Origin of the sequence: Mesoflavibacter sp. (assembly GCF_964226795.1) — a bacterium.
Taxonomy (GTDB): Bacteria; Bacteroidota; Bacteroidia; order Flavobacteriales; family Flavobacteriaceae; genus Mesoflavibacter; species Mesoflavibacter zeaxanthinifaciens.
Window position 1 is genome coordinate 1 of sequence record NZ_CAXQQP010000014.1, and the last position, 14,493, is coordinate 14,493.

Annotated in this window: 11 protein-coding genes; all 11 read right to left on the reverse strand. The window is 33.2% G+C overall.

Annotated features, from left to right (window positions below; all coding sequences use genetic code 11):
- A partial coding sequence (locus tag ACEQT4_RS11910; RefSeq protein ID WP_370227948.1) for an HAD-IC family P-type ATPase occupies positions 1 to 1,064 on the reverse strand: 1,064 nt, incomplete at its 3' end.
- Positions 1,061 to 1,423, reverse strand: a complete 363-nt coding sequence (locus tag ACEQT4_RS11915; protein WP_013622781.1) for a DUF3703 domain-containing protein — start codon at positions 1,421 to 1,423, stop codon at positions 1,061 to 1,063. The genes ACEQT4_RS11910 and ACEQT4_RS11915, both read right to left, overlap by 4 nt.
- Positions 1,424 to 1,479: 56 nt before the next feature.
- On the reverse strand, positions 1,480 to 1,893 hold the full coding sequence (locus ACEQT4_RS11920; RefSeq protein ID WP_013622780.1) for a Fur family transcriptional regulator: 414 nt from the start codon (positions 1,891 to 1,893) through the stop codon (positions 1,480 to 1,482).
- A 2-nt stretch (positions 1,894 to 1,895) separates the two neighbouring features.
- Positions 1,896 to 3,101, reverse strand: a complete 1,206-nt coding sequence (locus ACEQT4_RS11925) for an efflux RND transporter periplasmic adaptor subunit (RefSeq protein WP_013622779.1) — start codon at positions 3,099 to 3,101, stop codon at positions 1,896 to 1,898.
- 4 nt (positions 3,102 to 3,105) lie between these two features.
- Positions 3,106 to 7,440 (reverse strand): CusA/CzcA family heavy metal efflux RND transporter, encoded by a 4,335-nt coding sequence (locus ACEQT4_RS11930; RefSeq protein WP_138434440.1) that lies wholly within the window; start codon positions 7,438 to 7,440, stop codon positions 3,106 to 3,108.
- Positions 7,441 to 7,563: 123 nt separating this feature from the next.
- Positions 7,564 to 7,959: a hypothetical protein gene (locus ACEQT4_RS11935; RefSeq protein ID WP_229720477.1), complete on the reverse strand. Its 396-nt coding sequence runs from the start codon at positions 7,957 to 7,959 to the stop codon at positions 7,564 to 7,566.
- A gap of 63 nt (positions 7,960 to 8,022) precedes the next feature.
- Positions 8,023 to 10,134, reverse strand: a complete 2,112-nt coding sequence (locus ACEQT4_RS11940; RefSeq protein ID WP_138434439.1) for a Piwi domain-containing protein — start codon at positions 10,132 to 10,134, stop codon at positions 8,023 to 8,025.
- Between the two features lie 21 nt (positions 10,135 to 10,155).
- Complete coding sequence (locus tag ACEQT4_RS11945) at positions 10,156 to 11,409, reverse strand: hypothetical protein (protein ID WP_138434438.1); 1,254 nt, start codon at positions 11,407 to 11,409, stop codon at positions 10,156 to 10,158.
- Positions 11,410 to 11,412: 3 nt separating this feature from the next.
- Positions 11,413 to 11,721: a helix-turn-helix domain-containing protein gene (locus ACEQT4_RS11950; protein ID WP_013622774.1), complete on the reverse strand. Its 309-nt coding sequence runs from the start codon at positions 11,719 to 11,721 to the stop codon at positions 11,413 to 11,415.
- Positions 11,722 to 11,875: 154 nt separating this feature from the next.
- Positions 11,876 to 13,627, reverse strand: a complete 1,752-nt coding sequence (locus tag ACEQT4_RS11955) for a DUF3987 domain-containing protein (protein WP_013622773.1) — start codon at positions 13,625 to 13,627, stop codon at positions 11,876 to 11,878.
- A complete protein-coding gene (locus ACEQT4_RS11960) occupies positions 13,624 to 14,352 on the reverse strand; it encodes a BT4734/BF3469 family protein (RefSeq protein ID WP_370227953.1) in 729 nt (242 codons plus the stop codon). Before ACEQT4_RS11960 ends, ACEQT4_RS11955 begins: the two co-directional genes overlap by 4 nt.
- Positions 14,353 to 14,493 lie beyond the last annotated feature (141 nt).

The following is a 14,493-nucleotide window of genomic DNA, read 5'->3' on the forward strand; positions in this document are numbered from 1 at the left end:
ACGGTTCCTGTTTTGTCCATTACCAAAGTATTTATCTTGGTCATTGCATCTAAAAATGAAGCACCTTTAAATAAGATTCCATTTTTTGAAGCTGCTCCCAATCCACCGAAATATCCTAATGGAATTGAAATCACTAACGCACAAGGACAAGATATTACCAAGAAAATTAATGCTCTGTATAACCAATCTCTAAACACATAATCATCTACAAAAAAGTAAGGTATAAAAGTAACACCAATAGCTAAAAACACTACAATTGGTGTGTAGATACGAGCAAACTGTCTGATGAATAATTCTGTTTTAGATTTACGTGCTGTTGCATTTTGAACCAAGTCTAATATTCTCGCAATAGAACTGTCTTCAAACTTATTGGTTACCTCAACTTCAATAACGCTTTCCAAATTAATACTACCCGCGTAAACCTTTGCTTCTTTTTGAATGGAATCTGGTTTGCTTTCTCCTGTTAACGCAGCTGTATTTAAAGATGCTTTTTCGGATAATAAAATGCCATCCAATGGAATTTTTTCACCTACACGAATTTGAATTTTCTCTCCAATATTGACAACTTCAGGCGAAACACTTTTATAATCTCCCTCACGAAATACATTGGCTTCTTTAGGTCTAACATCTAATAATGCTTTTATATTTCCTTTTGCACGATTTACAGCAGCACTTTGAAATAATTCGCCTACTGCATAAAATAGCATTACTGCAACACCTTCGGGATATTCACCAATAACAAATGCACCAATGGTTGCTATAGACATTAAAAAGAACTCTGTAAAAACATCACCTTTTTTAATACTAATCCAACCCTCTTTTACAACAGGAAACCCTACAGGAAGATATGCAATACCATACCAAGCAATACGAATCCAATCCTTAAAGAATGAAACATCAAAATAATCTAAACCTATACCAATGATAAGCATTGTAAAACTTATTATTGCAGGCACGTAGGTTTTGAATGCACTTCCATTACCGTGATTATGACCATCATTATGCGTGTGTTGCACTTCTGAATTTGGTTTTAAATCTCTTAAATTGACTTTCTTTTTTTTCATTTAATATCTAATAATTTTTCAATGTCATTGGGAATAGGCATTCGTTTTAATGGTGGCACGTTTGCTCCACCAGTATTACCAAGTGGAACGTGATTTATAAATGATTTCCAGCCACCCACAAGCAACCTAATTATTTGACCTATTACTTCTTTCGTATCTTTTTGTCTAAATCCAAACTTTAGCATAAGCCAATGTGAATAGGTATGTTCTATAGGATAAGATTGTCCTATTATATGACTACGTTCTAAATGATACCAAGCATTACCAAACTGCTTATTTTCTAAACAGAAACTGTATTGTTTTAATTCTTGGTTATACGCCTGTTTTAGATGTTTAGGTATTTTAGTATTAAACTTCATATCCTCTAATTTTGGATAAATGTACTTTAATAGTAAGTGCAATGGAAGTGCAATAATTAGACACTACACTTGTCGCAAATACCTTTTACCACCAAATTTACATTCTCTGACACAAAACCATCTGGCACTTTTATTTGAGGTATTTTATGTTCTGTTAAGCAAATGGTTTCATTGCAATTATTACAATGGAAATGTAAGTGCAAATCGGTTTCAATTTCACAATTACATCCCTTTTCACATAATGCATATTTTGTAATCCCTGTACCATCGTCTATTTGATGCACAATAGCCTTTTCTTCAAAGGTTTTAATAGTTCTGTATAAAGTGGTTCTGTCTGCTTTTGAGAAAGCATTTTCAATATCACTTAAAGTAACAGCGACCTCTTTTTCTGCAAGAAACTTATATATAAGCAAACGCATTGCTGTAACACGAATATTTTTTGACTCTAATACTTGTTCTATTGTTTCCATAATTAATGTGCGTGTTCTGCTTCTCCTTTTTTCATTTCTGCGTTAAGATAATAAGCATTGTTATAAGCAAATTTTGTATTACTTTCTATGTTTTCAGTAAATTGAACCGATACCCAATCACCATCTTTAGTGCCTAACACAACTTCGATAGGTTTAAAGCTCCAATCGTCATTTTCTTTTTCTACTGAAAACACATAATATCTTTCGCCTTCTTTTATAATTGCACTTTCTGGTAAAGCTTTTGTTTGGGTATTATCTACTTGAATTTTACCTTGAATATACATACCAGGAATTAAGTTACCTTTTTTGTTTTCTATTTCTGCGTGAACGTGGACTGCTTTTGGGTTGTCCTCAAAGGTTTTGCTTACGGAATAGATTTCTGCGATAAGCTCTGCATCTGGTATGGATTGTACCGTAAAGTTAACTTTCTGACCTTTCTGTACTTTATAAACATCTTTTTCAAAAACCATTAAATCGGCGTGAACGTGATGCGTATTTACAATTTCAAATAATTCGGTTTGTGGCTCTACATATTGACCTGTTTTTACTTCAACTTTTTGCACAAAGCCTTCTATTGGACTTCGCAATGCTATGCGCTGTGCAATTGTTCCATTGCGAACTGATGTAGTGTTAACGTTGAGTATTCTTAATTGCGCTTCTAAACCATTAACCATTGCTTTTGATGCTTGATATTCTGCTTCTGCTTTCTGGAAATTAGCACCAGAACCAACACCAGCATCGTATAATTTTTGTTGACGTTCATAATTTTTCTTTGCAAGCTCGCTATTGCTATAAGCGTTTAAATAATCCGTTTGCGCTTGTATGATATTTGGGTGCGATAGATAAGCCACAACTTGACCTTTATTAACCTTATCACCTTCAATCACTTCAATTGAAACGACATTTGCACCAACAACAGTAGTAATAGCTGCTTCGTTTTGTGGTGGTACTTCTAACGTTCCGTTTGCTTCTACATAGCCGCTCATATTACGTAATGCTAACGTATCTATTTTCATTTTCAATGCATCGAATTGCTGTTGTGAAAGCATTACTTCGTCTTCATCGTGATGCTCTTCGTTAACTTCTGTTTTTTCTTCCTCATCGTGGGAATGACCATCATTCTCGTTATGATTTTCTTTATTTCCGCAAGCTGAAACAAATATGGCTAACACCATTACGGTAAGGATTTTATATATTTTGTTTTTCATTGTCTTATTTATTAAAATATTGTAATTGAAATGTGCTTTCTAAATAGTTTACTAATGCAGTCTGTGCTTCCAGTTCCGATTGAATTGCTTCTTTTATCAACTGCGTAAATGCAGTATAATCAATTTCGCCTTCTCTATATGCCAGTAATGCACCTGTTTTTTGCTCTTTTGTTAATGGTAAAACTTGGTCTTTGTAAAACTCCCAAGATGTTTTCCATTTCATATAATTTTCTTTAGCCTGAACAAACCTTGATTGTACTTCCTGTTTTTTGAACGCTACATTGGTTTCCGCTATTTCTTTATCAATTCTGGCACTTCTAACTTGTGCTTTGCTAGAACCTGATAAAAACGGAACTGAAATTCCTGCTTGATAGGTGTAAAATCCTGAATTGCCATTTACTTTTTGTAAACCACCTTGAAGATTGAACTTTGGCAAATTATCTGCTTTTGCAGCTTTATATTTAGCTTCCGCTTCATCTACAATGTTCTGCGACATACTGTACAATGGATGACTTTCAATACTGAATGTTTCCATATCACTATCTATCGCTACCTCAAATTCATCTGAAACTGTAAAAATTTCTTCTGATACCAACCACAAATTGAATTGCTGTAAGGCAATAAGATAATTACTATAGGCTTGCGCTTTTTTATTCTGAATTTGAAACGCTTGATTTTTTGCTGCCGAATATTCTAATTTAGAAATAGCTTCGACTTCATAATTTAAAGCTACTGCTTGCTCGAATTTGGAATAAATGGAATCCAATTCCTTATACAAATCATAGTTTTGTTTCATTTGATAGCAATTAGACCAAGCTTTTTTAACTTCCAATTCTAATTCCAACTCGGAAAGTTGAAAGGCTTTTTGTGCCAATTGAATGCGTTGTTCTTGTAGCTTCTTTTTAGAACCAATGCCAAATACATCGATATTTGATTGACCAATACCAATGGTTGTATAGATGCCATTTCCATTATCAATTTCTTCTCCACCTGTAAAAATTTGAGTCGTTCCGAAATCATAGGCAGTCGATTTTAATTGTTCTTGTTTTGTAATTTCCAACTGCTTTTGCTTCAATAATGGATAATTACTTTTTGCGAGTTTAACAGCTTCCTGTAATGAAATTTCGGGAATTGTATCATTCAACTCTTGTGCATTACTTTGTGGTGAAAAGCCAAATAGTAATAATACAACTGCTGTTGCTGTTACTAACTTTTTATTTGGCTTAAACGTAAAAGATTTGTTTTCTACCCAATGATATAAAATTGGTAAAACAAATAAGGTAAGCAAAGTTGAAGTTAATAATCCACCAATAACAACCGTTGCCAATGGACGTTGTACTTCTGCACCAGCTGATGATGAAATAGCCATTGGTAGAAAGCCTAATACATCTGTAAAAGCAGTTAGCATAATAGGTCTGATTCTTCGTTTAGTACCTTCAACTATTCTATCCTTTAGATTGGTTACACCTTCTTCTTTTAATTCGTTGAGTCCGCTTATCATTACCAAACCATTTAAAACTGCAACACCAAACAGCACAATAAAACCAACACCTGCCGAAATACTAAATGGCATATCACGTAACCACAACGCCACAACACCACCAATAGTTGCCATTGGAATAGCTATGTAAATCATTAAGGTCTGTGGTAAAGATTTTAATGCAAAATATATTAGTATAAATATGAGTAACAATGCAATAGGCACAACGGTTTGTAATCGGTTGCTGGCACGTTCTAAATTTTCAAATGCACCACCATAACGAATAAAATAACCTGATGGTAATTCTAATTGTGCATCTAATTTTGATTTAATTTCAGTTACTAACGATTTTACATCACGTCCTCTAACATTAACACCTACATAGGTTCTTCTATTGGTGTTATCTCTACTGATTTGCATTGGTCCTGCTTTATAGCTTACATCTGCAATTTCACGTAAAGGAATTTGAGCACCCGAAGGTAAATTGATATACAGGTTTTGAACATCTGAAATATCCTTACGGTTTTGATCGCTTAATCGTACTACTAAATCGAAGCGTTTTTCACCTTCAAAAATTACACCTGCTGTACCACCTGCAAATGCAGATTGTACGGTTTGATTAAGCGTATTTATTTGAAGACCATATTGCGCCAATTTATTCCTGTTGTAATTGATTGTCATTTGTGGCAAACCTGTTGTGGCTTCCGCTTTCATATCACCAATACCTTCAGTACCTGCGATAATTTTAGATATTTCTTCGGCTTTTTGAGATAGAATATCAATGTCTTCACCATAAAGTTTTATAGCAATATCTTCACGAACACCTTCTAATAACTCGTTAAAACGCATTTCAATAGGTTGTGTAAACTCATAATTAACACCAGGAACCATTTCAACTGCTTCTTTCATTGCTTCAATCAATTCATCTTTTGATTCTATAGTAGTCCATTCACTTTTAGGTTTCAGAATTACAAAAACATCGGCAATATCCATAGGCATCGGGTCGGTTGGAATTTCGGCAACACCAATACGACTCACAATTTTATCAACTTCTGGAAATTTTGCTTTTACTATTTGTTCTATTTTGGTAGTAGTTTCAATAGTTTCTGTAAGTGAACTACCTGGTTTTAAAATAGCGTGAAATGCAATATCACCTTCATCGAGTTGCGGAATGAACTCGCCACCCATTCTTGAAAACATAAAAACGGTTATTCCGAACAACACAACTGCAATACCAATTACCCATTTCCCTTTTCGCAAGGCTCTAACCAATAAAGGTTGGTATTTATCTTCAACCCAATGCACAAATCTATCTCCATAAGATTTTTTATCGTTTTTAGGTGCTCTTAATATTAAAGCTGACATCATTGGCACATAGGTTAAACAAAGTACCATTGCACCAATCATAGCAAAAATAAAGGTCAAAGCCATTGGTTTAAACATCTTTCCTTCAATACCTTGTAAGGCTAAAATGGGTAGAAAAACGATAAGGATAATCAACTGACCGAAGAAGGCAGCATTCATCATCTTTTTTGAAGCATTAGAAGCAACTTTATCTCTTTCTTTAGATGTAAGTTGTTTCTTTTTCAAAACTTGTGATGCTATAAGAAAAACAGTGCTTTCAACAATAATTACAGCACCATCTACAATGATTCCGAAATCAATTGCTCCTAAACTCATTAGGTTTACCCAAACATCAAAAACATTCATTAAAATAAAAGCAAATAATAAGGATAATGGAATAGTAGAGGCAACTATTAAACCTCCTCGCCAATTACCTAACAAAAAGACCAACACAAAAATGACGATTAATGCACCTTCAATAAGATTAGTTGTTACTGTAGAAGTTGTTTCGCCAATTAATTTACTTCGGTCTAATAATGGTTCAATAATTACGCCTTCTGGTAACGACTTTTCAATTTGAGTCATTCGCTCTTTTACATTGGCAATAACATCATTGGAATTAGCTCCTTTTAGCATCATTACCAATCCACCTACAACTTCTCCTTCACCATCTTGGGTTAATGCACCGTAACGAATTGCAGAGCCAAATTGTACCGTAGCAATATCGCCAATAGTGACAGGTATATTATTAATATTCTTGACAGTGATTTTTTTAATGTCCTCTAAACTTCTCACCAAGCCTTCACCACGAATAAAATTGGCTTGATGGTTCTTTTCAATATATGCACCTCCTGTATTTTGATTATTGGCTTCAAGTGCATTAAACACATCTGTAATGGTAAGGCCAATAGCATTTAAATCGTTTGGGTCAACCGCTACTTCGTATTGTTTTATTTTTCCACCAATAGCGTTTACTTCTACCACACCAGGAACCATTGCCATTTGACGCTGTACAATCCAGTCTTGCATTGAGCGTAAATCTGCAATGTTGTATTTGTCTTTAAACTCTGGTGCAACTTTTAGTGTGTATTGGTAAATCTCTCCTAAACCTGTTGAAATAGGACCCATTGTAGGTTCGCCAAATCCAGCAGGTATTTGCTCTTTGACTTTGTTTAGTTTTTCGGCTACTAATTGGCGAGGTAGATATGTTCCCATATCATCATCAAATACAATAGTAACCACAGATAAGCCAAAACGAGAAATTGACCTTATTTCCTGAACATCAGGAAGATTGCTCATTGCCACTTCAATTGGATAAGTAACAATTTGCTCAATATCTTCAGTACCTAAATTGGGGGATTGTGTAATAACCTGTACTTGGTTATTGGTAATATCTGGAACAGCATCTATTGGCACTTTGGTCATACTCCAAATACCTGTTCCGATTATGGTAAGCGTAAGCAAACCAATAATGAATTTGTTATTGATTGAAAAATCAATGATTTTATTAATCATAGAAAATGTATTAATTCAGTTAAACTATTCGATACAATTCTGATATAAGAAAATAGAATTACACAAAATGAAATGAACCCTTTAGGCTCAAAATTGGATATAGCTATCCATTAAAAAACTGAATTATACTTTAGGTGGCTGGAAAAGTGATTCCAAATATCTGGAAGTGAAGTTTACTTTATGTAAATTATATTGTTTTTTCTCTTCAAACTTTAATAGATTGGTTAAAGCCAAATTATTGTTCGCAATAATTAATACCAAAGGGTGACAACATTGATTATGGGAATGGACTGGTGTATTCTCCTTATCTGGGTTATGATGATGCTCTTCATTTTTAGCATCGCTCTCAATGTAATCTTCAACTACATATTCAAAGAAAGAGTCTCCATAAACTTTATGGTCTTGATAATGGGTAATTACATTTGAAATTTCTTTAATTGGACCACAAAAGTCCATATCTATGCTTATCCCTTGAAAAAAGAATAAAATAGACATTGATATGGAAACAAATATTTTCATATAATTTATACAAATATACAAATTATTGAATGCAATGGTGTTGCAAATAAATTGATTGGTAAATTACAAAAACCATAGAGCATCTTTAGCATCGTCTGGAACGCCATTATTAAAATGTGGTGCTATTTGTGCTACCATTTCTGGATATTTTATTGTGATTGGTACATTTTGTTGTCGAAGCGATTTCCAATATAATCTGCTAAACTGATACACTTGTGTTAATAATTCTAACACTACATCTGCATCTTCAAAAGCATCTTCATCTGGACTGCTTACCTTAATTTTTATTGGGAACGGATAACCATCTGTATCTGCATACCGCTGTGAATTAGGGTAACGTGCATTATTAAACAACAAAAAATGATTTTCGCTAATACGTATGTATGTACCACTTACAGGCATTAACTTTTTGTTCCAATTAAGGTCGTAAGCAATAATATCTTCTGCTTCTGTTTTATTGATATTTAGAATGTAGAGCGGAATTTTTAACCCTAATGTATGCATCCCTCTAATAATTGGTTTTAGTTCCTCGTAACTCATTTCCTTATAGAAGTGAATGACTACTTTATCTGCTTCTGCAACCGATGTAAAATCTCTAATGGCTTTACATATACTTCCTGCCAATAGGTCTGTTTCGCTTTGGTCAAAATATTCGAACTTTCTAAATAAGCCATTGTTTTGAAAGCTAAAAGCACTTGCTATATAACGTCTGTTTTCGCCTTGATTGGTAAATGCACCAACACCTATTACTAATTCTTTTTTATCGGTTACTGCAAGTTTCCAAGGTGCGCCACCTAATTTGGCGTGAATAGCTAACGCCATATTTTGCAATGAAAATTGGAAGTTGTATTGATTCTCGATATTGACCACCATTTTTTCATAATCTACCACTTGTGTAACAATGCCTTCATTTAAAAACAGTTCTTTGATTTGAATATAGATTTCGCGGTCTTCGGGATTTTGTGTGAACTTATCGAAAGGACTTAAATAAAAAGCTGCGTAAAGCACATTATCGTGGTCGAAGGTTAAACTCTCTAACTTTTCAACTATTTCTGGTATTGGGTTGTTTTCGTTAGTAAATTCAATAAAATGTTCTTTAGAAGTTGAAGCCTTAATATTTACATAAGCCTCAATCCCTTTAAAATACTTTTTATCCGCAGTAACACCAGTTTTGAGGTTATTGTAAAAGGTTTTAATTGCTTCTTTATGTGAGGTATGGTATACAAAGAAAAACTTAATGTTTTGGTTGTTGGGTCTTTTGTAAGGGTTGAGGTTATTCATTGCCAATTTAGGCACTAAATGTGTTTTTTTATTACCATATTGGTCTTTACCAAATTCTAATAAACCTACTTGTGGGTCGATATGGTTGATACGATTGAGAGGCACATCTATAAAAGCATCATTCTTAAATGGAAATATGGCTTTAAAATCTTCTGTAAACAGATAGTTGGTTGCAAAATTATTGATAAGTGCTACATATTTTTGGTATTTATTAATTGGTCTTACAGGTTCTTCAATAGGTATATTTAATGCTCGTGCTAATGGTAAACTAAATATTGGGAATGCTTGGTCAAACTCAATTGCATTATAAAATTCTTCTTTCTCCTCTGTATCGAGTTTCATTTGGTAATTAAAAGTCTTTTGTCCATATACACAACGCTTAATATTCTCTGTTTCCTCTATATCCTTAACAGATGTTGTAAGGACTTTTGATGTGCCATCATACGATACAATAAGCTCTGGTAAGTCTGTGAGTTTTGCAAATTGTACCTTAAATGAGAATTTGTAATACAAATTATAATGTTCTGTATTGCCTTTAAGAGAAGGCATCCACACTTGTACATCACCAACAAAGTTTTTTACTACTATATAGTCTTTTGATTGAAAATAGCTTCTTAATTGGTGTTTAAGGTATTGTTTATATATTCTCAATTCTCTACCATTTACTAAATTCAGCTTAATGCTTGGTGCATTAGGTGTTTCTGTTGTAAATGTTGTAAATATTTGGTCTGTATTAGATAGGTCTGTGTCTGGAAACACCTCTTTAATCTGTCTTGAAAATTTAGATTTATGAATGGGATGACTGCCTTCAATATCCTCTAATGATAAAAATATTGTAGGCGCACTATTAGGCCATTTAAAATTAAGTATGTTGGTTTTGAGGTGTTCTTGCATAAATGAAATTATATTGTAATTTTACATAGAAGGTTGAACTTTATTATTGTTATCAACTAATAAATCTTTGTTTAGTAGTCTATTTACAGACTGCATATCTTGGTATGTAGATTTAGCACGCTCTATTATTTTTTCAATAATTTTATCAGAAACTTCCATTTGTTTCACCAAGCCTAAACCAACCAAATAATCTAATAAAAAGGATATATACAATAGTTCAAACTGTGAAAAAATATTGTTTTTTGTTTTAGTGCGATGTATTAAATAATCTCGATGACGAACAATCTTTGATACATATGTTTTAATATCATCTTCTGGAATATTAGTTATATCGACTAATAATTGCTTTTGTTCTAATAAATCTTTGGCAAAAGATGAGTTCTTAATCTTATTACCAAATTTCAAACTATAAGCCTCGAAAGCTGTATAGGAATTTGTAAATCGCCTACTATGACTCGTTTTAACCGAGAGTAAATTTTCGATAATAATATCAGCACAATAACTTATGCCTTCATTGTTATACCAATGCTTAATTATATTGGACAAATCATCTTTAATAGTATCATAGTCAAGCGCTATAAAACCAGATATGTTTTCTTTGTTGAAATCATCCTTGTAATATAACGAAGCCCAATTACCACAGCTTAAACATTTAAAATTAAAAGATTTAAATTGTACAGACTTACCGTATAAAAAATGAAATAATTTTTGAAATGAATTATATAAATCTATACTCTCAAGAATACTCAATTTTTTTTCTGATATAAAATCGACATATCCAACATTGTCCATTCTAAAAAAGTCGTGGTTAGAAGTATATGATGTTGATTTTGTGATTTTAATAGATAAGTCTTTAGTAATATTCGTATTGTGGACTACGTCATCCTCTTTTTCAAGTTTGTCTTCTAAAGAATTATACCAATGCATTTTTCTAACCCAACTCACTATTGCTAAATTGTCAATTTGAAATTCATTAATTTTCAAACCTATAGGTTCAATTAAATGATATGCACAAGCAAACGTATATTTAGGCTTATAAGTTTTAGTCTCTACTATTCCATTGCTACTGTTTTTAATCTTGCAGTTTACAAAAGTTAAATAGCCTAAACCTGTAAAAACCCCATAAATTAACTCTATTTGATAGGCAGGTAATCTTTCTGACAAATTGGTCGTTATGTGCACTTCATCATTAATTAACTCTAATACACAAAAGCACTTATTATCCTCTGCAGATTTAAACCATACCTCGCCATAATATTTATTCTCTTTAAACATAAATTACTTTAAATCCTTACCCTTTTTAACAATCTTACTAATTTTTTCTTCAGCTATTTTGAGGATTTCCGTACTCTCTTTTTCATTTTTGAGCATTAGTACAATTTGTTCGGACATCCATAGCTTAATTAATTCGTTTTCGTCTTGTTTTAATGCTTTAGCGAATGCAACTACTTGTTCGCGTCTTGCCATCCGATTTCCTCGTTCTATTTTGCTTAAATAGGCAACGTCCATATTTAGGTTTGCAGCCATTTCTCTTAATAGCAAATTGCGGTTTTCACGCAATGAGCGTATGTACTCTCCAAACTCCATAATAGAATTATTTAGACTTGTCAAATTTTGTCTAATTTAAGTAAAGGAAACTAAAGGAAAAGAAAAAGATATTAGTAGTTATTAACAGATAATGAGGATATTAAGGATTTGAGGAAGTCATTTAATCATATCCCTAAATCCTTAAAATCCTTAACTACGGCTTTGCAGGATTTGAGTAGTTATTGTGTGCTTCTCTGTGTATTAATCCTGCTTCTACAAATTTGGTAATATATCCTTCTGCGGTTTTATGTGGGATGTTCTGTTTTGTGGCTAAATCTAAATACACTTGTCTGATAAATTGTTTTGGTAAACTTTCTAAAAAGCGTTCTTTTCTATTTGAACGTTTTGTTGCTTTCTGCTCTATTGGTAAATCATTAAATACTTTACTACTGTGCTTCACTAAAATTGAAATTATGGTTATAGCGTTCTCAAAATCTATATCCTCACATTCTTTAGTTCCATTTACATCACCATCTTCCATAATGCGGAATGCTGTGAATAGCATCATTACCCTAAATGCAATTAAGCCTAATCTCCTTATTGTTGCAATATACTCTTCGGGTTGTAGGTTGATGTATTTGGTCTGTAAGGATTCAAAAAAGGTATTGAATTGCTGTTGTTGAGTTGTGGTTAATCGTATTTCAATCTCTGGATTGTTTTTTAGCGTTTTGTACAGTTCTAAAAACTCACTACCTAATTGGTTATAGTAATCATCTAAACCTACTTTATTGCTATTTTGAAACACGTTTTTCCAAGTTGGTTTTATATTCATATAGTAAAACATAAAGCGACTAAATAAGCCATTTTCTGCATTGGGTATTAGAGTCGCCACTTGTTTAGGTGTACCTGATAATACTGTTGATAAACAGGGTTTTTCAATATCTACGTATTCTCTATCCGTTCTGCGATAATAGCTTATAGTTTCGTGATGAAAGGCTTTCCGAAAACCATCGGAATAATTACCATAATCGCTTTTAAAGGCTTGTGCTAACGTATCGCCTTCGGTTTCAAAAATTAATCCTCTGCCTTTATTATCAGAAATTAATTGATATACGCCTGTTACACTATTGTTAGCAGGAATGAATAGCATTCGCTCTGGCGGTTTACTCGGTTTTTCTAAGTTTTCATCTTTGCCTTTGTTCATATTGTAAGTAGCGGTTTCTGATTGAAATTGCTGCTTTAATACTTTGGCTTGTTCTCGTTTTAATTTGTGAACGGGCTCTACCAAATTTTTAATTTGGTTAAGCCTTCCTTTTCCTGCAGAAGCAGGTGCGGTTACAAATAAATATAAGTTGCTGAATACTTTACGTTGGTCATAGATTCCGAAGAGTTTAGGAAAGCACGCACTAAATGCTGTTAATGCGCCTAACAATAAAATGTCCTTTTCTTCCTGTCCATTAGCAGGGTTTACAACTTGTTGTAAAAACTGTGGCAAATTCTCATATACCGTTTCTGGTATTGTAGGCATTGCTTGGTTGGGTGTATCGACAACAGTTACAACGTTTGTTGCAACTTCGTTGTTATACTGTTGTTTAGTCGGTTTTATACCTGACTGATGTGTGTAATGGTAAAAGGTAGCAATTGTAATTCCGTGTCCTTTTGCGTTTAAGCATTTATCGAATTGTGCATCACACTCTTTAGCATCGTAACCTGCATAATTTTTACTTATTCGGTGGAAATAATCTCTTCCTGTTTCTCTGTATTCTTCTGCTAAAGCAAAGCCTAAATCTCTCCAAGTGGCATAACTTCCTGTTATGTCTGTACCTGATTGCTCGATTGCTGAAATGTAGGATTCAATGTCGTTATCAGCAACAGCAACAACATTAGTTGTTGCTGTGTTGCTTTTTGGTTTTGTTGGCTCTTTAGGAACTTCTAACCAATCTTTTGGGTTAAATATTTTAGTCATAATGCTTGATGTCTTTTATGTAAAAAGGCTGTTGGGTCATATGGTAAAAAACACGCTCTGGAAACGTCTTTACCTGACTGGTCAACCTCAATGTTATAATTGTGTTTAATGTAATTTGCTACTGCTGTGAAATATTCTGAATGCGATACTTCTGAAATATCTATTCTAATAATCCATTTTAGGCCATCGCCAGATGGTGATATGAATAGCATTTCGGTTTCAAAATATTCATCATTTAAGAGCTGTGTTCTTAACTCTTGTAGATTCTCTAAATGGTCAAAATCAATGGTTAATAAATTAGAATGCTTTAGCAAATTTTTATCGCCTCGTTTTTCAAATATTCCTGAAAGTGTTACGTAATCAAAGCGATTTGCTTTGAATTTACGTGCTTCTTTTACATTGGTAATTGCTCTTAATTCTTCAGTAATCCTTTTGTATTTATCACTTGTGATTAATGCAAATATTTGATGCAGTCGCAATGTTTCCGCAGGAAATACATTACGAACAGGTGCTTTGAAAAAGCTACAGTAAGCATACCAGGTATCGTCTGGTTCGTTTAACCATTCTAACTCGTCATTTTCTTTGATTTCTAAATTCAGATGTACTGCTTCATTTATTTTCTGCAATAAATCAGCTTCATCAATAGTTTTAAAATGATATTTGGCAAATTCAAATACATCACCGTTAAAGGTTTTTAGTTCGGTATCTCTATGGGTTGCAATCACTCCATCAATATGAATCCGTAAAGTTTCTTTTCCACCATTAAATGGGTTACGAGTTATCCCGCAGTCCCTTCCTTTTACGGAAAGGACTGTTGTATCAGGATAATACTGTCTTAACACATAGGCATAAATCTTTAAGCCATA

What these genes read in the sequence shown, in the direction of transcription:
- ACEQT4_RS11915 (WP_013622781.1), bottom strand. Translation starts at nt 1,423, where the DNA reads ATGAAGTTTAATACTAAAATACCTAAACATCTAAAACAGGCGTATAAC.
- ACEQT4_RS11920 (WP_013622780.1), bottom strand. Translation starts at nt 1,893, where the DNA reads ATGGAAACAATAGAACAAGTATTAGAGTCAAAAAATATTCGTGTTACA.
- ACEQT4_RS11925 (WP_013622779.1), bottom strand. Translation starts at nt 3,101, where the DNA reads ATGAAAAACAAAATATATAAAATCCTTACCGTAATGGTGTTAGCCATA.
- ACEQT4_RS11930 (WP_138434440.1), bottom strand. Translation starts at nt 7,440, where the DNA reads ATGATTAATAAAATCATTGATTTTTCAATCAATAACAAATTCATTATT.
- ACEQT4_RS11935 (WP_229720477.1), bottom strand. Translation starts at nt 7,959, where the DNA reads ATGAAAATATTTGTTTCCATATCAATGTCTATTTTATTCTTTTTTCAA.
- ACEQT4_RS11940 (WP_138434439.1), bottom strand. Translation starts at nt 10,134, where the DNA reads ATGCAAGAACACCTCAAAACCAACATACTTAATTTTAAATGGCCTAAT.
- ACEQT4_RS11945 (WP_138434438.1), bottom strand. Translation starts at nt 11,409, where the DNA reads ATGTTTAAAGAGAATAAATATTATGGCGAGGTATGGTTTAAATCTGCA.
- ACEQT4_RS11950 (WP_013622774.1), bottom strand. Translation starts at nt 11,721, where the DNA reads ATGGAGTTTGGAGAGTACATACGCTCATTGCGTGAAAACCGCAATTTG.
- ACEQT4_RS11955 (WP_013622773.1), bottom strand. Translation starts at nt 13,627, where the DNA reads ATGACTAAAATATTTAACCCAAAAGATTGGTTAGAAGTTCCTAAAGAG.